20 protein-coding genes and 1 pseudogene are annotated in these 23,141 nt (G+C 71.6%); 16 read left to right on the plus strand and 5 right to left on the minus strand.

Translation table 11 applies throughout. The features are described from left to right. Nucleotides 1–46 precede the first annotated feature (46 nt). Complete coding sequence (locus ABT057_RS36630) at nt 47–1,492, minus strand: MFS transporter (RefSeq protein ID WP_352348201.1); 1,446 nt, start codon at nt 1,490–1,492, stop codon at nt 47–49. A 153-nt stretch (nt 1,493–1,645) separates the two neighbouring features. On the opposite strand from ABT057_RS36630, the gene ABT057_RS36635 reads away from it, so the two are divergent. Continuing rightward, complete coding sequence (locus tag ABT057_RS36635; protein ID WP_352348202.1) at nt 1,646–2,212, plus strand: TetR/AcrR family transcriptional regulator; 567 nt, start codon at nt 1,646–1,648, stop codon at nt 2,210–2,212. A 55-nt stretch (nt 2,213–2,267) separates the two neighbouring features. Here ABT057_RS36635 and ABT057_RS36640 read toward each other — a convergent pair whose 3' ends face one another. From ABT057_RS36640 to ABT057_RS36650, 3 genes are all read right to left on the minus strand, one after another. After that, entirely contained in the window at nt 2,268–3,437 is a 1,170-nt protein-coding gene (locus tag ABT057_RS36640; protein ID WP_352348246.1) for a TerD family protein, read from the minus strand. 81 nt (nt 3,438–3,518) lie between these two features. Continuing rightward, nucleotides 3,519–4,289: a DeoR/GlpR family DNA-binding transcription regulator gene (locus ABT057_RS36645; protein WP_352348203.1), complete on the minus strand. Its 771-nt coding sequence runs from the start codon at nt 4,287–4,289 to the stop codon at nt 3,519–3,521. A gap of 269 nt (nt 4,290–4,558) precedes the next feature. Beyond that, entirely contained in the window at nt 4,559–5,368 is an 810-nt protein-coding gene (locus tag ABT057_RS36650; protein WP_352348204.1) for an NAD-dependent epimerase/dehydratase family protein, read from the minus strand. A gap of 236 nt (nt 5,369–5,604) precedes the next feature. Between ABT057_RS36650 and ABT057_RS36655 the strand changes: the two genes are divergently transcribed. Together ABT057_RS36655 and ABT057_RS36660 are read left to right on the plus strand one after the other, a co-directional pair. Further along, nucleotides 5,605–6,552: a 5-dehydro-4-deoxyglucarate dehydratase gene (locus ABT057_RS36655; protein ID WP_352348205.1), complete on the plus strand. Its 948-nt coding sequence runs from the start codon at nt 5,605–5,607 to the stop codon at nt 6,550–6,552. Then, nucleotides 6,549–7,712: a hypothetical protein gene (locus ABT057_RS36660; protein WP_352348206.1), complete on the plus strand. Its 1,164-nt coding sequence runs from the start codon at nt 6,549–6,551 to the stop codon at nt 7,710–7,712. The genes ABT057_RS36655 and ABT057_RS36660 overlap by 4 nt, the downstream gene beginning before the upstream one ends. Here the strand turns inward: ABT057_RS36660 and ABT057_RS36665 are convergent. Next, nucleotides 7,649–8,893 (minus strand): MFS transporter, encoded by a 1,245-nt coding sequence (locus ABT057_RS36665; RefSeq protein WP_352348207.1) that lies wholly within the window; start codon nt 8,891–8,893, stop codon nt 7,649–7,651. The two genes, ABT057_RS36660 and ABT057_RS36665, sit on opposite strands and share 64 nt — an antisense overlap. A 113-nt stretch (nt 8,894–9,006) precedes the next feature. On the opposite strand from ABT057_RS36665, the gene ABT057_RS36670 reads away from it, so the two are divergent. The 13 genes and pseudogenes from ABT057_RS36670 to ABT057_RS36730 all read left to right on the plus strand — a co-directional run bounded on the left by ABT057_RS36670 (nt 9,007) and on the right by ABT057_RS36730 (nt 23,111). After that, nucleotides 9,007–9,600, plus strand: a complete 594-nt coding sequence (locus ABT057_RS36670; protein ID WP_352348208.1) for a TIGR03086 family metal-binding protein — start codon at nt 9,007–9,009, stop codon at nt 9,598–9,600. A gap of 74 nt (nt 9,601–9,674) precedes the next feature. Beyond that, a complete protein-coding gene (locus tag ABT057_RS36675; protein WP_352348209.1) occupies nt 9,675–10,427 on the plus strand; it encodes an MBL fold metallo-hydrolase in 753 nt (250 codons plus the stop codon). A 138-nt stretch (nt 10,428–10,565) separates the two neighbouring features. Then, nucleotides 10,566–11,234 carry a GntR family transcriptional regulator gene (locus ABT057_RS36680; RefSeq protein ID WP_352348210.1) on the plus strand — a complete coding sequence of 223 codons (669 nt, stop codon included), beginning with the start codon at nt 10,566–10,568 and terminating at the stop codon, nt 11,232–11,234. After that, on the plus strand, nt 11,231–12,142 hold the full coding sequence (locus tag ABT057_RS36685) for a dihydrodipicolinate synthase family protein (protein ID WP_352348211.1): 912 nt from the start codon (nt 11,231–11,233) through the stop codon (nt 12,140–12,142). The genes ABT057_RS36680 and ABT057_RS36685 overlap by 4 nt, the downstream gene beginning before the upstream one ends. Further along, complete coding sequence (gene araD / locus ABT057_RS36690; protein WP_352348212.1) at nt 12,139–13,896, plus strand: L-arabinonate dehydratase; 1,758 nt, start codon at nt 12,139–12,141, stop codon at nt 13,894–13,896. Before ABT057_RS36685 ends, araD begins: the two co-directional genes overlap by 4 nt. Nucleotides 13,897–14,012: 116 nt before the next feature. Beyond that, a complete protein-coding gene (locus ABT057_RS36695; RefSeq protein ID WP_352348213.1) occupies nt 14,013–14,948 on the plus strand; it encodes a carbohydrate ABC transporter permease in 936 nt (311 codons plus the stop codon). Then, nucleotides 14,945–15,844: a carbohydrate ABC transporter permease gene (locus tag ABT057_RS36700; RefSeq protein WP_352348214.1), complete on the plus strand. Its 900-nt coding sequence runs from the start codon at nt 14,945–14,947 to the stop codon at nt 15,842–15,844. The genes ABT057_RS36695 and ABT057_RS36700 overlap by 4 nt, the downstream gene beginning before the upstream one ends. Beyond that, entirely contained in the window at nt 15,841–17,133 is a 1,293-nt protein-coding gene (locus tag ABT057_RS36705) for a pectate lyase family protein (RefSeq protein WP_352348215.1), read from the plus strand. Before ABT057_RS36700 ends, ABT057_RS36705 begins: the two co-directional genes overlap by 4 nt. Further along, nucleotides 17,130–18,293, plus strand: a complete 1,164-nt coding sequence (locus ABT057_RS36710) for a Gfo/Idh/MocA family protein (protein ID WP_352348216.1) — start codon at nt 17,130–17,132, stop codon at nt 18,291–18,293. The genes ABT057_RS36705 and ABT057_RS36710 overlap by 4 nt, the downstream gene beginning before the upstream one ends. Further along, complete coding sequence (locus ABT057_RS36715; RefSeq protein ID WP_352348217.1) at nt 18,293–19,144, plus strand: DUF6807 domain-containing protein; 852 nt, start codon at nt 18,293–18,295, stop codon at nt 19,142–19,144. Before ABT057_RS36710 ends, ABT057_RS36715 begins: the two co-directional genes overlap by 1 nt. Further along, complete coding sequence (locus ABT057_RS36720; RefSeq protein WP_352348218.1) at nt 19,141–20,640, plus strand: glycoside hydrolase family 43 protein; 1,500 nt, start codon at nt 19,141–19,143, stop codon at nt 20,638–20,640. The genes ABT057_RS36715 and ABT057_RS36720 overlap by 4 nt, the downstream gene beginning before the upstream one ends. Before the next feature lie 33 nt (nt 20,641–20,673). Further along, a pseudogene (locus tag ABT057_RS36725) lies at nt 20,674–21,714 on the plus strand (pectate lyase family protein); the annotation flags it as partial. Nucleotides 21,715–21,770: 56 nt separating this feature from the next. Next, nucleotides 21,771–23,111 (plus strand): ABC transporter substrate-binding protein, encoded by a 1,341-nt coding sequence (locus ABT057_RS36730; RefSeq protein ID WP_352348219.1) that lies wholly within the window; start codon nt 21,771–21,773, stop codon nt 23,109–23,111. Nucleotides 23,112–23,141 lie beyond the last annotated feature (30 nt).

Consider the following 23,141-nt stretch of genomic DNA (forward strand, 5'->3'; position numbering starts at 1 on the left):
ACCGGCGCGCGCGAACGCGGTGCGGCCAGTCCGCCGAAGATCAAGATCATACGGCGGCCCGGGGTTTCCTGCCCGTGAGCGCGAAGGCTGTTGTCAGGAGTGCCGCCAGGGCGATCAGCGCGCCGGCGCCGAAGGCGTGGGACGCGCCGAGGGTGAGGATCTCGGCCGGGGTTCCCGTGGTGTCCCTGGTCGCCGTGCCGTAGACGGTGACCAGGGCGGACAGGCCCAGTGTGCCGCCGAGCCACTGGAGAGTCTGCAGGAGACCGGAGGCGGCGCCCGCCTCACGCGGGCCGACCCTCGCGAGGATCGTGGCGTTGAGCGGCATCATGGCCAGGCCGACCCCGACGCCCAGCAGGAGCAGCGGGCCCAGCAGACCGGCCGCGTAGCCGTCGCCGGGGCGCAGCCGCCACAGCCAGGCACCGGCCGCGCCGATCAGGGCCATGCCGGTCAGGACCAGCGGCTTCGCGCCGAGGCGGGCCAGCAGACGTGGCACGAGCCGGACGGTCGTGAACATCACCACGGTGAGCGGGAGGAACGCCAGCCCCGTGTGCAACGGGCTGTAGCCCAGGGTCTGCTGGCAGACGAGGGTGAGGAAGTAGAACGCGCCGAACATGCCCGCCGGGAGGAGCAGTACCCCGGCGTACGCGCCCGCCCGGTCCCGGTCGGCGAACAGCCGCAGCGGCATGATCGGTTGCCGCGCGCGGGACTCGACGAGGGCGAACGCCAGGAGGAGCAGGGCCGCCGCGATGAAGCCGAGCAGCGCCTGACGGTCGCTCCAGCCCTGGTCGGAGACCCGGATGAACGCGTAGACCAGCGAGGTCGTCCCGGCGGTGCCGGTCAGGGTGCCTGCCGCGTCGAAGCGGCCCGCGTGGCGCGTGGTCTCGGCGACGCGGCGGGGCAGCGCGAGGGCGACCGCCAGGCCGATGGGCACGTTGATCAGCAGGGCCCAGCGCCAGGACGCCCACTGGGTGAGCATGCCTCCGAGAACCAGACCGACGGAGGCGCCGATGCCGGCCATGGAGGAGTAGACGCCCAGGGCGTGGTGGCGCCGGGGCCCCTCGGGGAAGTTGGTGGTGATCAGGGCGAGGGTGCTGGGCGCGATGAGGGCGGCGCCGGCTCCCTGGAGCGCGCGGGCCGCGAGCAGCGGGCCGTCGGCGCCGGCCAGCCCGCCGAGGAGGGACGAGGCGGCGAAGAGCAGCACGCCGAGGGTGAGCGTTCGGCGGCGGCCGAGGATGTCTCCGACGCGGCCGCCGAGCAGCAGCAGTCCGCCGAAGGCGAGGGTGTAGGCGTTGAGGACCCAGGACAGACCGGTGGAGGTGAAGCCGAGGTCCTGTTGGAGGTCGGGCAGGGCGACGTTCACGACGGTGGAGTCGACGCCGACCATCAGGTACGCCGTGACGATCACCAGGAGCGCCGCGCGCGGCGGGGACGCGGACTGCGGTCGCGGCCGGGCGGCCTCGGCGGTCGCGGGGGAGGGGGGCGGGCTGGACATGGGGTACTCCCTGTCTGGTGTCCCCGCCGGAAGTGGTGGAGCATGCGGGCAGCACGAAGTGGCCCGCAGAGACGAGCGCAGTAAGCGGGGACTGTCTCCGTTTAGTGCTGGATAAAATACGGAGAGAGCCCCCGGTTCGCAAGGAGTAACTGGATGACGCAGGTCAGGCCCATGCGCGCGGACGCTCGCCGCAACTACGAGCGCTTGCTGAAGGTGGCGGCGGAGGCTTTCGCCGAGCATGGGGAGGGCGCCTCGCTGGACGACATCGCCAAGCGGGCGGGCGTCGGTTCCGGCACGCTGTACCGGCACTTCCCGACCCGGCACGCGCTGCTGGAGGCGGCGTACGTCGACCGGATCGAGGCGCTCGCGGTGCGGGCCGACGCGTTGGCGGAGGAACTGCCGCCGGGGGAGGCGCTGGTGGAGTGGCTCAACGAACTGTGCGTCGGCATGATCGAGGTACGGGGGATGAAGTCACTGCTGGGGTCCGCCGTGACGGACGGGAGCGCGGCGGCCGTGACCGCGTGCGGCACGAGGATGAAGGGCGCGGCGAGCCGGTTGGTGGAGGCCGCGCAGCGCGAGGGAACGCTGCGGGCGGACGTCGAGGCGATCGACGTACTGCGGCTCGCGCACGGGGTGGCCACGGCATCGGAGTTGGCGAAGGGGGACGACGGCGCCATCCGCCGGTATGTGGGGCTGTTGACGGAGGGATTGCGGGCGTAGGCGGAGGCCCGCGAACCCTCCGCCCTACGACACGGATCCCTGCCCGGCCGGCCTGCTACAGGGCCTGGGCGGCCGGCTTGACCATGTTGCGTACCGTCCGCGCTTTGACGAACTCGCCCATCGCCGTCATGTCCCACTCGCCGGAGAACTGGCGGATCAGCTTGGCCATCATCACGCCCGTCTGGGGTTCGGCGTTGGTGAGGTCGAAGCGGACCAGTTCCTCGCCGGTGGTGGCGTCCAGCAGGCGGCAGTAGGCCTTCGCGACCTCGGTGAACTTCTGGCCGGAGAACGAGTTGACGGTGAAGACCAGGCCGGTGACCTCCTGGGGGATCCGGCCCAGATCGACGACGATCACCTCGTCGTCGCCCCCGCCCTCGCCCGTGAGGTTGTCGCCGGAGTGCTTGATCGCGCCGTTCACGATGGACAGCTTGCCGAAGTAGCAGCTGTCGACGTGGTTGCGCTGGGGGCCGTAGGCGATGACGGACGCGTCCAGGTCGATGTCCGCGCCGCGGAACGCGGGCTCCCAGCCCAGGCCCATCTTGACCTGCGAGAGCAGCGGGCGGCCGCCCTTGACCAGGGACACGGTCTGGTTCTTCTGGAGACTGACGCGGCCCTTGTCCAGGTTGATCTTTCCCGTGCCCGGGGCCGGCGGAGCGGGCGGGGGCGGGGTCTGGGGCATCGGCGGGGCGGCGGCGGGCGTCGGCTGTACGGGCGCGGGCGCGGCCGCCGCCGGTTCCTCCACCGTCACGCCGAAGTCCGTCGCGATGCCGGCCAGGCCGTCGGCGTAGCCCTGGCCGACCGCGCGGACCTTCCACGCCCCGCCTCGCAGATAGACCTCCACGACCACGAGTGCCGTCTCGGTGCCGAGCTGCGGGGGTGTGAAGGTGGCCAGAACGCTGTTGTCGTCCGCGCTTCGCACGGTGGCCGTCGGTTCGATGCCCTGGAAGGTCTGACCCGCGGCGTCCGGGCTCGCCGTGACGACGATCTTCTCGATGCCCGGGGGGACGGCGGTCGTGTCGACGGTGATCGAGTCGGGGGACGTACCACCGCCGGAGCGGTAGGTGACGCCCGGGCCGGACGGCTGGTTGTAGAAGATGAAGTCGTCGTCGGAGCGCACCTTGCCGTCGGCGGTGAGCAGCAGGCCCGAAACGTCGAGCCGCACCGGGGCGGCGACGTCCACCGTCACGCGCGCGGTGGAGAGAGGGATGTTCGAGCCGGGGGTCATAGCTGTCATGCCGCATGAACGAACGAGCCCGCTTTACCGTTCCCTTACCTGCGCCCGAAAGGCCTACGGCACCAGAGGACGTCAGACGCGGACGACCTGCGGCCCGAGCAGTGAATAGCGGTGGGCTTCCGCCGTCGGCAGCAGGGTGCTCGTCACGATCGTCTCCATCGCGCCGACCTCGGCGAACCGGCAGAAGCTGACCGCCCCGAACTTGGTGTGCACCCCCACGAAGACCACCCGTCGTGCCGCCCGCACGGCCTGCGCCTTGACCTCGCCGACGGCCGGGTCGGGGGTGGTGAGGCCGTGTTCGCGGGAGATGCCGTTGGCGCCGAGGTAGGCGAGATCGACGACGAAGCCGGCCAGCATCTTCGTCGTCCAGTGGTCGACGGTCGCCAGCGTGCCGGCCCGGACCCGGCCGCCGAGGAGCAGCATGGACACGTTGTCGTTCCCGGCGAGCGCGTTCGCCACCGGCAGGGACGCGGTGACCACGGTCAGCGGCCGGTCGACGGGCAGCGCCTCGGCGATGAGCTGCGGGGTGAAGCCCTCGTCGACGAAGACCGTCTCGGCGTCCCCGAGCAGCCCGGCCGCGGCGGCGGCGATCCGGCGCTTCTCGGGCACATGGCTGGTGGCCCGGAAGGCGAGCGTCGTCTCGAAGCCGGCGCTCTCCACGGGGTAGGCGCCGCCGTGCGTGCGGCGCACCAGACCGTGGTCCTCCAGGGCGCGCAGATCCCGTCGTACGGTCTCCTTCGCCACGCCCAGTTCGGTGGCGAGCGCGGCCACGTCGACCGAGCCGCTGGTGCGGGCGGCGCGTACGATCTCCCGCTGCCGCTCCTCCGCCGTCCTAGGGACCATGCCCGCGCCTCCCTTCCGCAGCCCCTTCGCTGCCCGTTCGGGCCCGGGTGCGGGCCGCACGGCGTCATGGGGGAAGTTCTACAGCGGGTGTGCGGCACTGACCAGGTCTGTTGTCGGCCCGATGATGCCCGGGTCCGCCCGTTTGCCCTCGGTCGTGCCCGCCTCGGACCTGCGGCGCGGCCGGTGGAGGGGTGGGTTCGGGCGGCGTGCGTGCCCGGTTGTGGCGGCGGGCGGGCCCGTTCGGTGCCCGCCCCGCCCTGTCCGGGGGGTCAGTACGGCCAGATCGGCGGGTCGCTCACGAAGTGGCCGCCCAGGTGGGCGTGCGCGATGTTCTCCGGGTCCAGCTCGCCCTGCTCGGCGATGAGTTTCCCGGCGTACGGCTCGGAGTCGTCCTGCGGCTCGTAGCCGAGCTCCCGCGCGGAGCTGAGGTCCCACCACAGGCGGGTGTTGGCGGAGGAGCCGTAGACGACGGTGTGGCCGACGCCCTCGGCGGTCAGGGCCGCGTGGAAGAGACGGGCGCCGTCGGCGGGGCTCATCCAGACCGACAGCATGCGCACACTGGTCGGCTCGGCGAAGCAGGAGCCGATGCGCACCGACACCGTCTCCAGACCGTGCTTGTCCCAGTAGAGCTGGGCGAGGTCCTCGCCGAAGGACTTGGACAGGCCGTAGAAGGTGTCGGGGCGGCGCGGGGTGTCGACCGGGATCAGCGGGTCGTCCCCCTGGGGGCGCGGGGTGAAGCCGACCGCGTGGTTGGAGGAGGCGAAGACGATCCGGCCGACGCCCTCCTCGCGGGCGGCCTCGTACAGGTTGTAGGTCCCCTCGATGTTGGCCTTGAGGATCTTCTCGAAGGGGGCTTCCAGTGAGATGCCCGCGAGGTGGATGATCGCGTCGACGCCCCGCACGGCCTCCCGCAGGGCCGCCCGGTCGGCGAGGTCCGCGACGATCGCGTCCGGCGCCCCGTCGACGGGGCGCAGGTCCAGCAGGCGCAGGTCGTAGCCGTAGGCGGGGAGCAGGTCCCGCATGAGGGTGCCGAGGCCGCCGGCGGCGCCGGTGAGCAGGACGGTGCGGGGAGCGGGCATCCTCGGGTCTCCTCGGGGTCGACGGCTGGAACGGCCGCATGCATGGACGTTATTCACATGCATGGACACGCTAAGGATCTCCCGCGTGCTGCGTCAAGTGTGCCGCGGACCAGGTGGTTCCGCCCTTCTGGTGCCGTGTGCGCGCTTGACCGGGTCCAAAAGGGCTACATAGGGTGAGCGTGTTCAGAAATGTGGACACCAATCAGAAGAACGCACGCGTCGTCCTAGGGAGAGCCGTGACGTCAGCCCCCCTCGCCGCCCGCCTTCGCATCCCGAGCGGACCGCTGTTCTTCCCCGTCACGGCCTACGGCCCCGACGGCTCCGTCGACCTCGACGCCTACCGCGCGCACGTCCGCCGCGGGGTGGAGGCCGGGGCCGCCGCCGTCTTCGCCTGCTGCGGCACGGGGGAGTTCCACGCGCTCACACCGGAGGAGTTCGAGACCACGGTGCGGGCGGCCGTGGCGGAGACGGACGGACGTGTGCCGGTCGTCGCGGGCGCCGGCTACGGCACCGCCCTCGCCGTGCGCTACGCGCGGCTCGCGCACGCCGCGGGTGCCGACGGACTGCTCGCCATGCCGCCCTACCTGGTCGTCGCCGCGCAGGAAGGCCTGCTGGAGCACTACCGCGCCGTGGCCGCCGCGACGGCGCTCCCCGTGATCGTCTACCAGCGCGACAACGCCGTGTTCACCGCCCGCACCGTGGTCGAACTCGCCCGGACCGAGGGGATCATCGGTCTCAAGGACGGCCTCGGCGACCTCGACCTCATGCAGCGGATCGTCAGCGCCGTGCGCACCGAGGCCCCCGGCGACTTCCTCTACTTCAACGGCCTGCCCACCGCCGAGCAGACCCAGCTCGCCTACCGCGCCCTGGGCGTCACCCTCTACTCCTCCGCCGTGTTCTGCTTCGCCCCCGAGATCGCCCTCGCCTTCCACCGGGCCCTCACCACCGGCGACGACGCCACCGTCCACCGCCTCCTCGACGGCTTCTACCGGCCCTTCGTCGAACTGCGCGCCCAGGGCCGCGGCTACGCCGTCTCCCTGGTCAAGGCGGCCGTCCGGCTGCGCGGCCTCGACGTCGGCGAAGTCCGCCCGCCGCTGCACGAACCGAGCGAGGATCACATCAAACAGCTCGCCCAGGTGATCGAGCGCGGATACGCGCTCCTCGAGGAGGAGAACGACCGGTGAAGGCGTCCACGTTCGTCTACCCCTGGGATGTCAACGGCGATCCCGCGGCCCCCGCCCGGATCGCCTCCCTCGGCGTGGAACAGGTGACCCTGGCAGCCGCCTACCACTCCACCCGCGCCCTCACCCCCCGCCACCCCCGCCACCGCATCGTCACCGCCGAGCACGCCGCCGTGCTGTACCCGACGGACGGCCGCTGGGAGGGCCGCGCGCTGCGCCCGTACGCGGCCGGCGACTGGGCGCCCGGCGACGCCTGCGGCGAGGCCGCCGAAGCCCTCGCGGCGGCCGGCCTGGAGGTGCACACCTGGGTGGTCCTCGCCCACAACTCCCGCCTGGGCGCGGAGCATCCGGACACCTCGGTCGTCAACGCCTACGGCGACCGCTATCCCTGGGCGCCCTGCATCGCCCAGCCCGCCACGCGCGCGTACCTCGTCGATCTCGCGGCCGAGGCCGCCGTACGGCCCGGCGCGTGCGGCACCGAGCTGGAGTCCCTCGGCTGGTACGGCCTCCAGCATCTGCACGCCCACGACAAGACCGCCGGCGTCGGCCTCGGGGACGCCGGCCAGTACCTGATGGCCCTGTGCTTCTGCCCCGCCTGCCGGGCCGGCTACGCGGCGCGGGGCCTCGACGCCGACGCGCTCGCCGCCGCCGTCCGGGAGGCGCTGGAGCCGCTGTGGCGGGGGGCTCCGGACGACGGAGGCTGGGCGGGCGTCGAGAAGCTGCTCGGCGGTGAGACCGCCGCGGCCACGCGCGCGTGGCGCGACGAGACCGCCCGCACCCTCCAGGAGACGGCCGTCGCCGCCGTCCGCGCGGCCGCCCCCGCCGGCTTCCAGGTACTGCTGCACGCCGACCCCGTCACCCACCACGTCGGCGCCAACCCCGGCGTCGACCCCGCGCACATCCTGTCCGTCGCGGACGGCGTCGTCGTACCCTGCGCGGGCGGCCCCGCCCTGCTGACCCCCTTCGCCGAACAGGGCGCGCGGGGCGCCGTCATCGCCGCCAACCTCGGCGTCGTCTCCGGCATGGGCGGCAGCCCCGCCACCCTCGCGGCCGACACGGCACGCGCGCGTGAGCTCGGCGCGACGGAGATCCGGCTGTATCACGCCGGGTTGGCGTCGGACGGCGACCTGACGATGGTGCGGGAGGCACTGGCGGCCCGCTGAAACAGAGGCAGCACCGTCACCAGCCGGACCAGGCCCAGGACCACCAGCAGCGGCCGGTACGGGAGGACTTCGACGAGGCCGGCGCCCAGGGCCAGGCCGAGGGCGTTCGGCGCGTAGATCAGGGTGGCGGCCGTGGCGGTGACCCGGCCCGTCAGCGCGTCCGGTGTCTCCCGCTGTACGGCGGTCAGCGCGGCGATCAGCACACAGGGCAGCCCCGCCCCGATCGCCGCGCTGCACACCAGTGCCACCGGATCCGAGGGCACCGCCCGCACGGCGACCGCGACGGCCGTGAGCGCGATCCCGCACGCGGCGAACCGGCGTTCGCCCAGCCGCCGCAGCGCGGCCCCCGAGACCAGCCCGACCGCGACCGACCCGGCGCCCTGGACCGCGTACAGCGCGCCCGCGTACCCCGGGAAGTGGCCGAGCCCCTCGACGACGGCGTAGATCACCGCCCCGTTGAGCCCCGCGAACAGCATGGTCGTGCCGCCCGCCACGACCAGCGGACGCAGTCCCGGATGCCCCCACAGGAAGCGGGCGCCCTCGGCGGTCCGGGCCCGCAGACCGCTCACGGCCGGCGCCGGCCGTGCCTCACGGACCCGCACGCACGCGTACAGCCCCGCCGCACACACGAACGTGGCCGCGTCCAGCAGGGCCACGCCCGGGCCGCCGTACGCCGCGTAGACCCCCGCGCCCGTCAGCGGGGCGAGAAGCTTCATGCCCTCCACGGCCGTCGTGCGCAGCCCGCCCATGTCGCCGAGCAGCTCCGGCGCGACGGCGGCGGCGACCAGCGCGGACTCGGCCGCGTGCGCCACCACGGAGGCCGCGCCGTACAGGAACAGCACCGCGAACAGCAGCCACAGACGGTCGGGCGAGTCGACGCCGAGGAGGGCGAGCAGCAGACCCGCCGGGGCCAGGTTGAGCGCGATCAGGAGCCGTTTGCGGCGGATGCGGTCGGCGAGGGTGCCCAGGACGGGGCCCAGCAGGGTGGGCGCCCACAGGGTGAGCACGCACAGCGCCGCGAGCCCGTTCGAACCGGTGAGGTCCTTCACCCACACCCCGGACGCCAGCCACAGTGCCGACGAGCCGAAACCCGAGACCACCAGCGCCGAAAGGAGGAGCGCCGCGTCACGGCTTCGCAGGACCCGCGCCAGGGCCCGGGTCTTCTTCGTGGTCTTCGTCATGTCCCGGCATCGTGGTCCTGAGGCGGGTGCTCCGGCATCGGGCAAGTGCCCTGTCCGCGGCCGACCGGGCCGCGCGTGCGATGAGTTTCCGGGGCCCGGGCGGTCCACCCTTCATGACCGATACGACGACCACACTCGACCTCGGACCGCAGACCCGGATCCTGGCCCGCCTCGCGGAGGGCGTCCGGGACGAACAGCTCGCCGGCGGGACACCCTGCCCGGGGTGCGCCGTGCGCAACATGCTCGGCCACCTGACCGGCCTCTCCGTCGCCTTCCGGGACGCCGCGCGCAAGGACCTCGGGACCACCACCGCCACCCCGCCGGACGCCGCCGCCACCGACCTCGCACCAGGCTGGCGCGCCGAACTGCGCACGGCACTCGACGAACTCGCCGACGCCTGGCGGGACCCCGGCGCCTGGACCGGCATGACCCGTGCGGGCGGCATCGACCTGCCCGGCCCGGTCGCCGGTGCCGTCGCCGCCGACGAACTGGTGATCCACGGCTGGGACCTGGCCCGGGCCACCGGCCAGGAGTACACCCCCGACCCGGCCGCGCTGCAGGTGTCGTACGCCTTCCTGAAGGCGGCCGCCGACGACCAGGACCGCGGTGGCGGGATCTTCGGCCCCGTCGTGCCCGTCCCCGACGACGCCCCGCTGCTCGACCGGGCCGTCGGGCTGAGCGGGCGTGATCCGGGCTGGACTCCGTAGTGGGCCCACCGAGCCCGGCGTAGACCGAAGCGATCGGGGCGCACGCGGCAGGCGCGGAACGTACGCTCCCCACCATGCCCCTCAGTCTCACCGTCCTCGGCACCGCCTCCCCCTACCCGCGGCCGGGCCGCCCCTGCTCCGGCTATCTGCTGCGCGGGGCGGGGGCCGAGATGTGGGTGGACGCGGGCCCCGGTACGTTCGCGGAGTTGCAGCGGCACACTGATCCCGACCGGCTCACCGCGATCTGGATCTCCCACCTCCACGCCGACCACACCGCCGATCTCCTCGCCGCCGCCTACGCGTTCACCTTCGGCGGGATAGCCCCGCCGGCCCCGATCCCGGTGTACGCGCCCATGAACTGCGCGCTGCGCCTGGCCGGTTTCTTCGGGCGGGCGGACATCCGGTTCCTGAGCGGCGCCTTCGACTTCCGTCCCCTGTACGACGGCCACACCGTCCGGCACTGGAACCTGCGCCTGACCTCACGCGCCGTCGCGCACGACACCGAGGCGTACGCGCTGCGCGTCGAGTGCCAGGGGAGCGTCCTCGTGTACTCCGGGGACACCGGCCCGTGCGACGCGCTCACCGAACTCGCCTCCGGGGCCGACCTGTTCCTGTGTGAGGCGGACCTCGACCAAAGTGGCGAAAGCGAACAGGTGCATCTGACGCCGGAGGACGCCGGCGAGGCCGCCCGCAAGGCCGGTGTGCGCGAGCTGTACATCACGCATGTCGGTCCGGCGCTCACCCGTGAGGCGGCCACCGCCCGGGCAGCCGTCGCCTTCGGCGGCCCGACCCGCACGGCCCGCGAGGGCGAGACCATCCCGCTCTGACACTTCTTTGACTTTCTTTCACTTCCTTTGCAGGAAGCATTGACGGAACACAGGGGCGCTCCTACCTTCAACGCGTCGTACTTCGTACGTCATATATGAGACGCGATATGTGAGATCCGAGCGATCCGAGAGGCGCGCATGACCTCTGTGCCCACGCCGATCCCCTCCCGCACGCAGTACGTGCTGGAGGAGATCAAACGCCGCATCCTCACCGGGCGGCTGACGCCGGGGCAGGCCCTGGTCGAGACCGAGCTCGCCGCACAGTTCGGGGTGTCCAAGACCCCGGTGCGCGAGGCGCTCAAGACCCTGGCCGGCACCGGACTGGTCGTCATGAGCCAGTACAAGGGCGTCACGGTGCGCATGGTGGACGCGGACATGGCACGCGAGGTCTACGACGTACGGCTGCTGCTGGAGCCGGAGGCGCTGAAGAGGGCCGTGCTCCGCGGAGCCTCCCTGGATGCCGCACGCGAGGCGCTGACCAGGGCCGACGACGCCACCGACACCGCCGAACGGTCCCTGGCCAACCGGGAGTTCCACCGCGCCCTGTATCTGCCCTGCGGCAATCCGCTGCTCGGCCGGATGCTCGACGAGGTCCGCGACCAGGCCGCCCTGGTCTCCGCTGTCGCCTGGGCCGCCTCGCCGTCCTGGGAGCGGGAGGCCGGCGAGCACCGCGAGATCCTGCGGCTCGCGCTGGAGGGGGACGCGGACGGCGCGGCCCTCGCCCTGTACGGCCACATCGCGTCCTTCGTCGAGCGGGCGTTCCCCCAGGTGCAGGACCGGGCGGGGAACCAGGAAGGTGAGGAATGAGCAGCGTGGCGTTCGAGACCCAGCGTGCGGCCCTGGCCGACGTGGTGGCCATCCCGGTGACCCCGTTCGCCGAGGACGGCTCCGTCGACCGGGCCGCCCACCGGGCGCTGCTGCGCCGGCTGCTCGACGGCGGGATCACCACCCTCACCCCCAACGGCAACACCGGCGAGTTCTACGCCCTCACCCCCGAGGAGCGGCGGCTCGTCACGGAACTGACGACCGACGAGGCGGGGGATCGTTCAACGATCCTCGTCGGGGTGGGTCATGACCTGCCGACAGCCGTCGCCTCCGCGCGGCACGCCCGCGAACTGGGCGCGCAGATGGTGATGGTCCACCAGCCCGTCCACCCGTACGTCTCACAGCGCGGCTGGGTCGACTACCACCGGGTCATCGCCGAGGCCGTGCCCGAACTGGGTGTCGTCCCGTACGTCCGCAACGCCCAGCTGCACGGCGAGCGGCTCTCCGAACTCGCCGACCTCTGTCCGAACGTGATCGGCGTGAAGTACGCCGTCCCGGACGCGGCCCGCTTCGCCGCCTTCGCCCGGGACGCCGGCCTGGAGCGCTTCGTCTGGGTCGCCGGCCTCGCCGAGCCCTATGCCCCCTCCTACTTCTCGGCGGGCGCCACCGGCTTCACCTCGGGGCTGGTGAACGTCGCGCCGGCCGTTTCGCTGAACATGATCGAAGCGCTTCGATCAGGGGACTATCCGGCGGCGATGAAGGTCTGGGAGCAGATTCGCCGCTTCGAGGAGCTGCGCGCCGCGAACGGCTCCGCGAACAATGTCACCGTCGTCAAGGAAGCCCTTGCATCCCTTGGGCTGTGCCGGCGGGACGTACGCCCGCCGAGCCGGGTGCTGTCCGCGGAGGAGCGGGCCGAGGTCGCCTCCATCGCCGCCGGGTGGTCCCTGTGAAGCGCTTCGACGAACGCTCTGAGGAGCACCCGGGAAAGCGCCCCGAGGAGCTCAGAAGCCACCAGTGGTACGGCGCCGAGGGCCTGCGCTCCTTCAGTCACCGCGCCCGCACCCGCCAGCTCGGCTACCTCCCCGAGGAGCACCTCGGCAAACCCGTCATCGCGATCCTCAACACCTGGTCGGACATCAATCCCTGTCATGTACACCTCCGTGACCGGGCGCAGGCCGTCAAGCGGGGCGTGTGGCAGGCGGGCGGCTTCCCGCTGGAGTTCCCGGTCTCCACGCTCAGCGAGACCTTCCAGAAGCCGACCCCGATGCTCTACCGCAACCTGCTCGCGATGGAGACCGAGGAGCTGCTGCGGTCGTATCCGGTGGACGGGGCGGTCCTGATGGGCGGCTGCGACAAGACGACCCCCGCGCTGCTCATGGGCGCGGCCAGCGTCGACCTGCCGACGGTGTTCGTGCCCGCCGGGCCGATGCTGCCGGGCCACTGGCGCGACGAGGTGCTCGGCTCGGGCACCGACATGTGGAAGTACTGGGACGACAAGCGCGCCGGCCTCATCGGCGACTGCGAGCTGGCCGAGCTGGAGAACGGCCTCGCGCGCTCGCCGGGCCACTGCATGACGATGGGGACGGCGTCCACGCTGACCGCGGCGGCGGAGGCGCTCGGGGTGACGGTTCCGGGCGCGTCGAGCATCCCGGCCGTGGACTCGGGGCACGACCGGATGGCGGCACAGTCCGGCATGAGGATCGTCGAACAGGTCCACAAGGGGCGTGTTCTCTCGTCGATCCTCACCCGCGACGCCTTCGAGGACGCCGTCACCACCGTCCTCGGCCTCGGCGGCTCCACCAACGCCGTCATCCACCTGATCGCCATGGCCGGACGGGCCGGCGTCCGCCTCACCCTCGACGACTTCGACCGCATCGCCCGCACGGTCCCGGTGCTGGCGAACGTACGGCCCGGCGGACGGACGTACCTCATGGAGGACTTCCACTTCGCCGGCGGTCTGCCCGGCTTCCTCTCCCGCATCCCGGACCTGCTCCACCTGGACCGGCCGACCGTCTCGCACGACACGATGCGCGAGCAGCTCGCCGGCGCCCGGGTGCACAACGACGACGTCATCCGGCCCCGGGACAACCCGGTCGCGAGCGAGGGCGGGGTCGCCGTGCTGCGCGGCAACCTCTGCCCGGACGGCGCCGTCATCAAGCACATCGCCGCCGAACCGCACCTGCTCAAGCACACCGGCCCGGCGGTCGTCTTCGACGACTACAGGACCATGCAGCGCACCGTCAACGATCCGGAGCTGGGCATCACCGCCGACAGCGTGCTGGTGCTGCGGGGCTCCGGTCCCAAGGGCGGCCCCGGCATGCCGGAGTACGGCATGCTCCCCATCCCCGACCACCTGCTCAAACAGGGCGTGCGCGACATGGTCCGCATCTCCGACGCCCGGATGAGCGGTACCAGTTACGGCGCGTGCGTCCTGCACGTGGCACCGGAGTCGTACGTCGGCGGACCGCTCGCGCTGGTCCGCACCGGCGACTCCATCACCCTCGACGTCGAGGCCCGCACCCTCCGGCTCCACGTGGACGACGCGGAGCTGGAGCGGCGCAGGGCGGCGTGGACCCCGCCGCCCACCCGGTACGAGCGCGGCTACGGAGCGCTCTACAACGAGCAGATCACCCAGGCCGACACCGGCTGCGACTTCGAGTTCCTCGCCCGTCCGGGCAAGGTCGCCGACCCGTACGCGGGCTGAGCACGGCACACGCACGGCACACGCACGGCACACGCACGACACCGGAACGAAAGCGCACACCCGCGCCCAGGGGGAAAGCGCTTCCTGCACGACGCAACTGAGAACGGAGACCAGTCATGGCCCAAGCCGCAGCCGTGGCGAAACCGCCCGCGCCACCCCGGCGGCGCCGTGCCTCCGCCACGCCCCGCAGGCTCCCGTACCTGCTGATCGCGCCGGCGGCCCTGCTGATGCTGGGCTTCATCGCCTACCCCGTCATCAGCGTCTTCTACTACAGCCTGCAGAACTACAACCCCACCAAACCGTGGCGCAACGGCTTCGCGGGCTTCGACAACTTCGTCCACGCCTTCACCGACGACCCGCAGTTCTGGGACACGCTGACCTTCAGCGCCAAGTGGGTCGTCGTCGAGGTGGGGCTGCAACTGCTGTTCGGTCTGGCGCTGGCGCTGATCGTCAACCAGACCTTCGTCGGCCGGTCCCTCGGCCGCGCCCTCGTCTTCTCCCCGTGGGCCGTCTCCGGCGTGCTGACCTCCGTGATCTGGGTGCTGCTCTACAACTCCCAGACGGGCATCACCCGTTACCTCGCCGACATGGGTATCGGCTCCTACGGCACCAGCTGGCTGTCGGACACCTCCACCGTCTTCCCGGCGGCGATCGTCGCCGACCTGTGGCGCGGTGTCCCCTTCTTCGCGATCCTCATCCTCGCCGACCTCCAGTCCGTCTCCAAGGACCTGTACGAGGCCGCCGAGGTCGACGGAGCCGGCCGCCTCAAGCAGTTCTGGCACATCACCCTGCCCCATCTGAAGGACGCCATCGTGCTGTCCACGCTGCTGCGCGCGGTGTGGGAGTTCAACAACGTCGACCTGCTCTACACGCTCACCGGCGGCGGCCCGGCGGGGGAGACCACCACCCTCCCGCTCTACATCGCCAACACCTCGGTCGACGCCCACAACTTCGGCTACGCGTCCGCCCTCACCACCGTCGCGTTCGTGATCCTGCTCTTCTGCTCGATGGTCTATCTGCGGCTCAGCAAGTTCGGAGGCGAAGGCAAGTGATCACCAAGGAGGCCACCGAGGTCGCCCCCGCCCCCGCGCCCGAGATCCCCGCAGCCGACCGGCGGCCGCGCAGGAAGCCGCGCGCCTGGGACGAGGCTCCCCGCTGGCAGATCTACGTCCCCCTGTCGATCTACCTGCTCTTCACCCTGATCCCCTTCTACTGGATCCTGCTCTTCGCGCTCCGCCCGGCCGGCTCGACCTCGCTGGTGCCCTGGCCGATGACCTTCGAGCACTTCGAGAAGGTCTGGAACGACCGGGACTTCGGGGTCTACTTCCAGAACAGCGTGCTCACGGGCGTAGCGACCCTGCTGCTGACCACCCTCGTCGCGCTGACCGGCGGCTACGCCCTCGCCCGCTTCGACTTCAAGATCAAGCGCGGCTTCATGCTGGCCCTGCTGTGCACCCAGTTCGTGCCGGGCGCGCTGCTCCTCGTCCCGCTCTTCCAGATCTTCGCCGAGCTGCGCATGATCAACTCGCTGGCCAGCGTCATCATCGCCGAGACGGTCTTCCAGCTGCCCCTGTCGATGATCCTGATCAGCGGCTTCATCCGGAACGTGCCCTACTCGCTGGAGGAGGCCGCCTGGGTGGACGGCTGCAACCGGCTGACCGCCTTCCGGATCGTCGTCCTGCCCCTGCTGCGCCCCGGGCTGATCGCCGTCGGCTCCTTCGCCTTCGTGCACGCCTGGAACCACTTCCTGTTCGCCCTGATGTTCCTCTCCGACCAGTCCAAGCAGACCATCCCGGTCGGCCTCAACACCCTGATGAGCGCGGACAGCGTCGACCTCGGCGCCCTGGCCGCCGGCGGCATCATCGCCGCCGTCCCCGTGGTGATCGTGTTCGCCTTCATCCAGAAGTGGCTGATCACCGGATTCAGCGCCGGGGCGGTGAAGGGATGAGAAGACTCCGTCAGATCGCCGTGACGACCGCCGTGGTGGGCGTCCTCTGCGTCCCCGCGCACGCCGAGACCCGGGACATCGGCCGCGACACCCTCGCCGCCGACGACGGCTGGGCGGCGTACGGCACCGGCACCACCGGAGGCGCGGCCGCCGACGACGCGCACGTCTTCACGGTCACCGACCGCGCGGGACTGGTCCGCGCGCTCGACGGCGGCAGCGACACCCCGAAGATCATCAGGATCGCCGGGACGGTCGACGCCGACACCGACGACGACGGCGACCACCTCGACTGCGCCGACTACGCCACCGACGGCTACCTCCTGCGGAAGTACCTCACCGCATACGACCCCCGCACCTGGGGCGCCGCCAGGCCGAGCGGTCCCCAGGAGGAGGCCCGCCAGGCGTCGGCGGCGAAACAGGCCGAGCGGGTCGTGCTGACCGTCGGCTCCAACACCACGATCGTCGGCCTGGGCAAGGGCGCCGTCCTCAAGGGCGCCAGTCTCCAGGTCAGGAACGCGGACAACGTGATCCTGCGCAACCTCGACCTGCGCGACGCCTACGACTGCTTCCCCGTCTGGCAGCCCAACACCGGCGGCCTCGGCGACTGGAAGACGGCATACGACAACATCTGGCTGAGCGGCGCCACGCATGTCTGGGTCGACCACATCACCGCGAGCGACCGGGGCCACCCCGACTCCGCCGAGCCCACCTACTTCGCCCGCAACTACCTCCGCCACGACGGGCTGCTCGACATCACCAACGCCTCCGACCTGGTCACCGTCTCCTGGAGCCGGTTCGCCGACCACGACAAGGCGATGCTGATCGGCAGCGGCGACACCGCGACGGGCGACCGGGGCAGGCTCCGGGTCACCCTGCACCACAACCAGTTCGAGTCCGTCGTGCAGCGCGCGCCGCGCGTCCGCTTCGGGCAGGTGCACGTCTACGACAACCGGTACGTCGTCCCCGACGGCGGCGAGTACCGGTACTCGCTCGGCGTGTCGACCGAGTCCGCCGTCTACGCCGAGAACAACTCCTTCCACACCCCCGGACACGTCGAGGCCGCCGACCTCGTCAAGAGCTGGAACGGCACCGCACTGCACCAGACCGGCACCCTCTTCAACGGCTGGCCGGTGGACCTGCTCGCCATCTACGACGCGTACAACAGCGGCAGCGAGCGGGATCTCACGGCGGACGTCGGCTGGACGCCTACCCTGCACGGAAAGATCGACAGCGCCGGGACGGCCGACCGAGAGGTGGCACGCGGCGCGGGCGCAGGGAGGATGCTGTGAGCTCCAGGAGTATCGACATCGTTCTGGCGGGAGCGCGCGGCCACGGCCGCTGGCACCTGGACAACATCCGCCGCCTCCAGGACAAGGGCATCGTGCGGCTGGCGGGCATCTGCGAGCTGACCCCGCTCACTGCGGACGAGATCCCCGAGGGCCTCGGGACACCCGAGCAGTCCGCCGACTTCGGCGCGCTCCTCGATGCCACCGGCGCCCGGGTCGCGGTGATCTGCACGCCGATTCCGACGCACACGGACCTGGCGCTCATGGCCGCGGAAAGGGGCGTGCACCTGCTCCTGGAGAAGCCCCCCGCCCCCTCCTACGCGGAGTTCCGCCGGATGGCCGACGGGGTCGCCGAGGCGGGCGTCGTCTGCCAGATCGGCTTCCAGTCGCTGGGCTCGCACGCCGTGCCCGCGATCCGCGAGCTGATCGCCGACGGCGTGATCGGCGAGGTCCACGGGGTCGGGGGTGCCGGGGCCTGGGCCCGCGCCGAGGCGTACTTCAGGCGGGCGCCCTGGGCGGGCAAGCGGCGGATGAACGGCGTGGACGTCATCGACGGCGCCCTCACCAACCCCCTCGCGCACGCCGTCGCCACCGCCCTCGCCCTGGCCGGCGCCACCCGCGCCGAGGACGTCGGCGGCATCGAGACCGAACTGGCGCACGCCAACGCCATCGAGTCCGACGACACGTCCTGTGTCCGGATCACCACCACCGACGGCCTCCCGATCGTCGTCGCCGCGACCCTGTGCGCCGAGGACCCCGACGACCCGTACGTCGTCGTGCACGGCGAGCGCGGCCGGATCACCTACTGGTACAAGCAGGACCGCGTCCTGCTCCAGCGCGCCGGTCACGGCCCCGAGGAGTACGAGCACGGCCGGACCGACCTGCTGGAGAACCTCGTCGAGCACCTCACCGACGGCACCGGACTGCTCGTGCCGCCCGCCGCGACGGAGGCCTTCATGCGGGTCGTCGAGGCGATCCGGACCGCCCCCGACCCGGTTCAACTGCCCGACGAGAACTGGCACTTGCTGCCCGACGAGGACCGCCGGGTGGTGCCTGGCATCGACGGCCTCGTCGCGGCCGCCGCCGACACCCTCGCCCTCTACTCCGAACTGGGCGCCGACTGGGCGCTCACGACCGTGCATCCGAAAGAGGTGAACACCTGATGGCACAGCCGCCCGACGCACCGGTCGTCCTGCGCGTCGCGGGCCGCCCGGTCGGCCGCTACGTCACCCGGCCCGAGCTGCCCGCCCGGCTCTCCCCGCGCCCCTATCTGCACCCCGTCACCACCCTGGCCGGCACGGCGGTCACCGAACTGACCCCCGCCGACCACACCCACCACCTCGGCGTCGGTGTGGCCGTACCCGACGTCGAGGGGCACAACTTCTGGGGCGGCCGCACCTATGTCCGAGACCAGGGCCCCACCGAACTCGACAACCACGGCACCCAGCGCCACGGCTCCTTCCAACTGCGCGACCCCGACGGCTTCGTGGAGGAGCTGCGCTGGGTGGCTGCCGGAGCCGAGCTGCTGCGCGAGCGCCGTACCGTCGCCACCACCGAACTCACCGACACCGCTTGGGCGTTGGACTTCACCTTCTCCCTCACCAATGTCACCCGGGATCCGCTGTCCATCGGCAGCCCGGCGACGAACGGACGCCCCGGCGCGGCCTACGGCGGTTTCTTCTGGCGTGCGAGGAAGGAGAGTTCGCCCCCCGAGGTCTTCACCGCCGACGCCGAGGGCGAAGCCCGCGTCCACGGCCGCCCCGCGGACTGGCTGGCCCTGGCCGGGGTCGGCTGGACCCTCGTCTTCGCGGGTGCCACCGTCAGCACCCGCCGCGACCCCTGGTTCGTGCGCACCGCCGAGTACCCGGGCGTCGGCTCCTCGCTCGCCTCCGCGGAGCGGCTGCCGATCCCGCCCGGCGAGACGGCGGTACGCCGGATCGTCACCGTCGTGGCCGACGGCCGCCCGGGCCCGGGCGAGGCGGCGGCACTGGTCAGGAAGGCGGTGAGCCAGTGAGGTACCGCAATCCGATCCTCAACGCCGACTGGTCCGACCCCGACGTCGTGTGCGTCGGCGACGACTTCTATCTCACCGCCTCCAGCTTCGGCCGCGCCCCCGGTCTGCCGCTGCTGCACTCACGGGACCTGGTCAACTGGACCCTGGTCGGCCACGCCCTCGAACGACTGGCGCCGGACGCCGAGTTCAGGACCCCGCGCCACGACCGCGGCGTCTGGGCCCCTTCCCTGCGTCATCACGACGACCGTTTCTGGATCTTCTGGGGCGACCCCGACCAGGGCATTTTCCAGGTCAACGCCCCCGAGATCAGGGGCCCCTGGACCCGCCCGCACCTGGTGAAGGAGGGCAAGGGACTCATCGACCCCTGCCCGCTGTGGGACGACGAGACCGGCGAGGCGTATCTCGTCCACGCCTGGGCGAAGTCCCGCGCGGGCATCAAGAACCGGCTCACCGGCCACCGGATGCACCCTGACGGCACGTCACTTCTCGACGAGGGCAAGGTGATCGTCGACGGGGACCGCATCCCCGGCTGGTTCACCCTCGAAGGGCCGAAGCTCTACCGGCACGACGGCTGGTTCTGGATCCTGGCGCCGGCCGGGGGAGTGGAGACCGGCTGGCAAGGCGCCTTACGCGCCCGGGAGTTCTTCGGGCCGTACGAGGAGAAGATCGTCCTGGAGCAGAAGGACACCGAGGTCAACGGCCCGCACCAGGGCGGCTGGGTGCGCACCCCGGCCGGCGAGGACTGGTTCCTGCACTTCCAGCAGCGCGGCGCCTACGGCCGGGTCGTGCACCTCCAGCCGATGCGCTGGGGCGCGGACGGCTGGCCGGTGCTCGGCGACGAGGGCGCCCCGGTCCTCGAGCACCCCCTTCCCGGTCTGCCCGCGCAGCCGCCCGCCGCGCCCGCCACCGACGACGACTTCCCCGGCGGACGCTTCGGCCGCCAGTGGCAGTGGACCGCCAACCCCCATGACGGCTGGGCCACCCATCACTCCGGCGACGGACTGCGGCTGAGCTGCGTACGGACGGCGGACGCGCACGACCTGCGCAGACTGCCGAACGTCCTCACCCAGCGGCTCCCCGGGGTCCCGTCCGCCGTCGAGGTGGAGCTGACCCTGCACGGCGAGGAGCCGGGCGCCCGCGCCGGACTCGCGGTCCTCGGCGACGCGTTCGGCTGGATCGGACTGGAACGCGCGGCCGACGGGACGGTCCGGCTCGTCCACCGGTTCGCCGAAGGGGTCGCCGAGAGGGAACGGGACGCCGGCCACCCACGGCCCGCCCCCGAAGGGCGGGCCCGGCTGCGGATCGAGATCGGCGCGGGCGCGCGATGCCGGTTCGCGTACGACGTCGGCGAGGGCCTGCGCTCCTCCGGTCCCGTCTTCGCCGCCACCCCCTGGCGCTGGGTCGGCGCCCTGCTCGGCCTCTTCGCGCTCGCCCCCGCGGGACCGGGGTACGCCGGGGCCGCCTCGTTCACGGAGTTCCGCATCAGACCGCTGTAACCCACTTTCGCTGTAAGCCAGTTGGGAGCCGCAATGACGCACTTCCATAGCAAGCGCTTGCCGGGGGCCGGTGTGGTGATGGCCGCCGTCGTCGGTCTCCTCGCCGCCCTGGGGCTCGGCGTCGCCGGCGAGGCGAAGGCCGCCGCCCCGGCGCCGGCCGCGGCGGACCGCTGGTCCGACCGGGCCCACGGTTTCGCCTCCCTCGCCGGGGGCACCACGGGAGGCGCCGGCGGTGAGACCGTCACCGTCACCGACCAGGCGGGCCTGGCGAAGTACGCGGCCGCCGAAGGGCCGTACGTCATCCGGGTCAAGGGCTCGGTGGACGTCGAACCCTTCGGCTCCGACATCCTCGTGACCTCGGACAAGACCATCATCGGCGTCGGCGGCAGCGGTGAGATCGTCCACGGGGAACTGCATCTGAACCCCGGCACGCACAACGTGATCATCCGCAATCTGACGATCCGGGACAGTTACGTCGAGGGCGACTGGGACGGCAAGACGCAGGACTTCGACGCCATCCAGATGGACACCGCCGACCACGTCTGGATCGACCACAACCGCTTCACGCACATGGGCGACGGACTGCTCGACATCCGCAAGGACAGCCAGTACGTCACCGTCTCCTACAACCAGTTCGCGAACCACAACAAGGCGCTCGGGATCGGCTGGACGACCAACGTCCTGACGCAGATCACCATCGATCACAACTGGTTCACGGGCACCAAACAGCGCAACCCGTCCGCCGACAACTGCGCCTACGCGCACCTCTACGACAACTACCTCTCCGCGCAGGTCGCGGACGGCGACCCGGTGTGGACGTACGGGAACTGGTCGCGCGGGCACACCCGGATGGTCATCGAGAACAGCTACTACGACGGCGTGCAGCACCCGTACCAGGCCGACGCGACGGCCGAGTTGGTGCAGCGCGGCTCGATCCTGACGAACACGAGCGGGCGGACCGACGAGTGGGGTGCCGCCTTCGATCCGCGGGACTTCTACGCCTACCGGCTGGACCCGGCCGCCGCCGTTCCCGCCCTGGTCAAGCGTTTCTCCGGTCCGCAGGCCCGGATCGGTCACTGACCCCCCGCACCTTCATATCTCCGCTGGATCCAGAAGAAGAGAGCCGACCAATGAAGAGCAGCATCCGCAGAAGCAGGCGCGCCGCCCTGGCCGTCGCCCTGGGCTCCGTGCTCGCGCTGACCGCCACCGCCTGCGGCGACGACGGCAGCGGCAGCGCGGGGGACAAGGGAGGCGAGGGCTCGGGCAAGGGCGAGATCACCTTCTGGGACAACAACGGCGGTGTCCGCACCGACATCTGGAAGGAGATCATCGCCGACTTCGAGAAGGCCAACCCGGACATCAAGGTCAAGTACGTCGGGATCCCCGCCGCGAGCGCCCAGTCCAAGTACGACACCGCGATCCAGGGCGGCGGTCTGCCCGACGTCGGCGGGGTGGGCACCGCGATGCTCGCCGAGGTCGCCGTGCAGGGCGCGCTGGAGCCGCTGGACAGCAGGCTCGAGAAGAGCGGCCTGAACGGCAAGCTGAGCCAGAACCTGCTGGACAGCAGCCGGGCGGCCGGTGGCGGCGAGGACCTGTACCAGATCCCGACCTCGTCCAACAACGGCACCCTGTGGTACCGCACCGACCTGTTCGAGAAGGCGGGCCTGGAAGCGCCGACCACCTGGACGAAGTTCTACGAGGCCGCCGACAAGCTCACGGACAAGGACAAGAACGAGTTCGGCTTCACCATCCGCGGCGGCGAGGGCTCCATCGCGCCGGCTCTGGACGCGGCGTACAGCCAGACCGGCATCGACACCTTCTGGAACGGTGACAAGACCACCGTCAACGACCCGAAGCTCGTCGCCGCGCTGGAGAAGTACGTCGCCCTGTACAAGAAGGACACCCCGTCCGCCGACGTCAACAACGACTTCACCAAGATGGTCGCCCAGTGGGACAGCGGCACCATCGGCATGCTCAGCCACAACCTCGGTTCCTACCAGGACCATCTGAAGGCGCTGGGCGCGGACAAGTTCCGGGGCATCCCGAGCCCGACCCTGGACGACGGCACCCGGGTGCAGGTGTCCAACCCCGTCGACGGGCTGAGCGTCTTCAAGTCGAGCAAGAACAAGACGGCCGCCTGGAAGTTCGTCGAGTTCGCCGTCTCGCACGCGGAGAACTCCAAGTACAACGAGTCGGCGGGGCAGATCCCGGCGAACACCGAGGCCGCGAAGGACGGGTGGATCCAGCAGGCCGAGCCGACCAAGCTCGCCGCCGAGGCGCTCAACGGGGCCGACACCAAGATCGTGCAGTTCCCGTACTACCTGCCCGACTGGAACACCATCTCCAAGGCCGACAACGAGCCGAACTTCCAGAAGGTGCTGCTCGGGAAGATGAGCGCGAAGGACTTCCTGGACACGTTGGCCGAGCAGCTGAACGCCGCTCAGGCCGACTGGAAGAAGAACAACGGATAGCTCGGGTGGCTGTGGTTGCGGGGCGACTGC

The sequence above is a fragment of the Streptomyces sp. NPDC002588 genome, assembly GCF_040295925.1.
Lineage (GTDB): Bacteria > Actinomycetota > Actinomycetes > Streptomycetales > Streptomycetaceae > Streptomyces.

Coding starts and splice junctions, on each gene's coding strand:
- ABT057_RS36730 (WP_352348219.1), top strand. CDS start 21,771: ATGAAGAGCAGCATCCGCAGAAGCAGGCGCGCCGCCCTGGCCGTCGCC.
- ABT057_RS36675 (WP_352348209.1), top strand. CDS start 9,675: ATGCCCCTCAGTCTCACCGTCCTCGGCACCGCCTCCCCCTACCCGCGG.
- ABT057_RS36650 (WP_352348204.1), bottom strand. CDS start 5,368: ATGCCCGCTCCCCGCACCGTCCTGCTCACCGGCGCCGCCGGCGGCCTC.
- ABT057_RS36665 (WP_352348207.1), bottom strand. CDS start 8,893: ATGACGAAGACCACGAAGAAGACCCGGGCCCTGGCGCGGGTCCTGCGA.
- ABT057_RS36715 (WP_352348217.1), top strand. CDS start 18,293: ATGGCACAGCCGCCCGACGCACCGGTCGTCCTGCGCGTCGCGGGCCGC.
- ABT057_RS36670 (WP_352348208.1), top strand. CDS start 9,007: ATGACCGATACGACGACCACACTCGACCTCGGACCGCAGACCCGGATC.
- ABT057_RS36705 (WP_352348215.1), top strand. CDS start 15,841: ATGAGAAGACTCCGTCAGATCGCCGTGACGACCGCCGTGGTGGGCGTC.
- ABT057_RS36685 (WP_352348211.1), top strand. CDS start 11,231: ATGAGCAGCGTGGCGTTCGAGACCCAGCGTGCGGCCCTGGCCGACGTG.
- ABT057_RS36635 (WP_352348202.1), top strand. CDS start 1,646: ATGACGCAGGTCAGGCCCATGCGCGCGGACGCTCGCCGCAACTACGAG.
- ABT057_RS36630 (WP_352348201.1), bottom strand. CDS start 1,492: ATGTCCAGCCCGCCCCCCTCCCCCGCGACCGCCGAGGCCGCCCGGCCG.
- ABT057_RS36640 (WP_352348246.1), bottom strand. CDS start 3,437: ATGACCCCCGGCTCGAACATCCCTCTCTCCACCGCGCGCGTGACGGTG.
- ABT057_RS36680 (WP_352348210.1), top strand. CDS start 10,566: ATGACCTCTGTGCCCACGCCGATCCCCTCCCGCACGCAGTACGTGCTG.
- ABT057_RS36695 (WP_352348213.1), top strand. CDS start 14,013: ATGGCCCAAGCCGCAGCCGTGGCGAAACCGCCCGCGCCACCCCGGCGG.
- ABT057_RS36645 (WP_352348203.1), bottom strand. CDS start 4,289: ATGGTCCCTAGGACGGCGGAGGAGCGGCAGCGGGAGATCGTACGCGCC.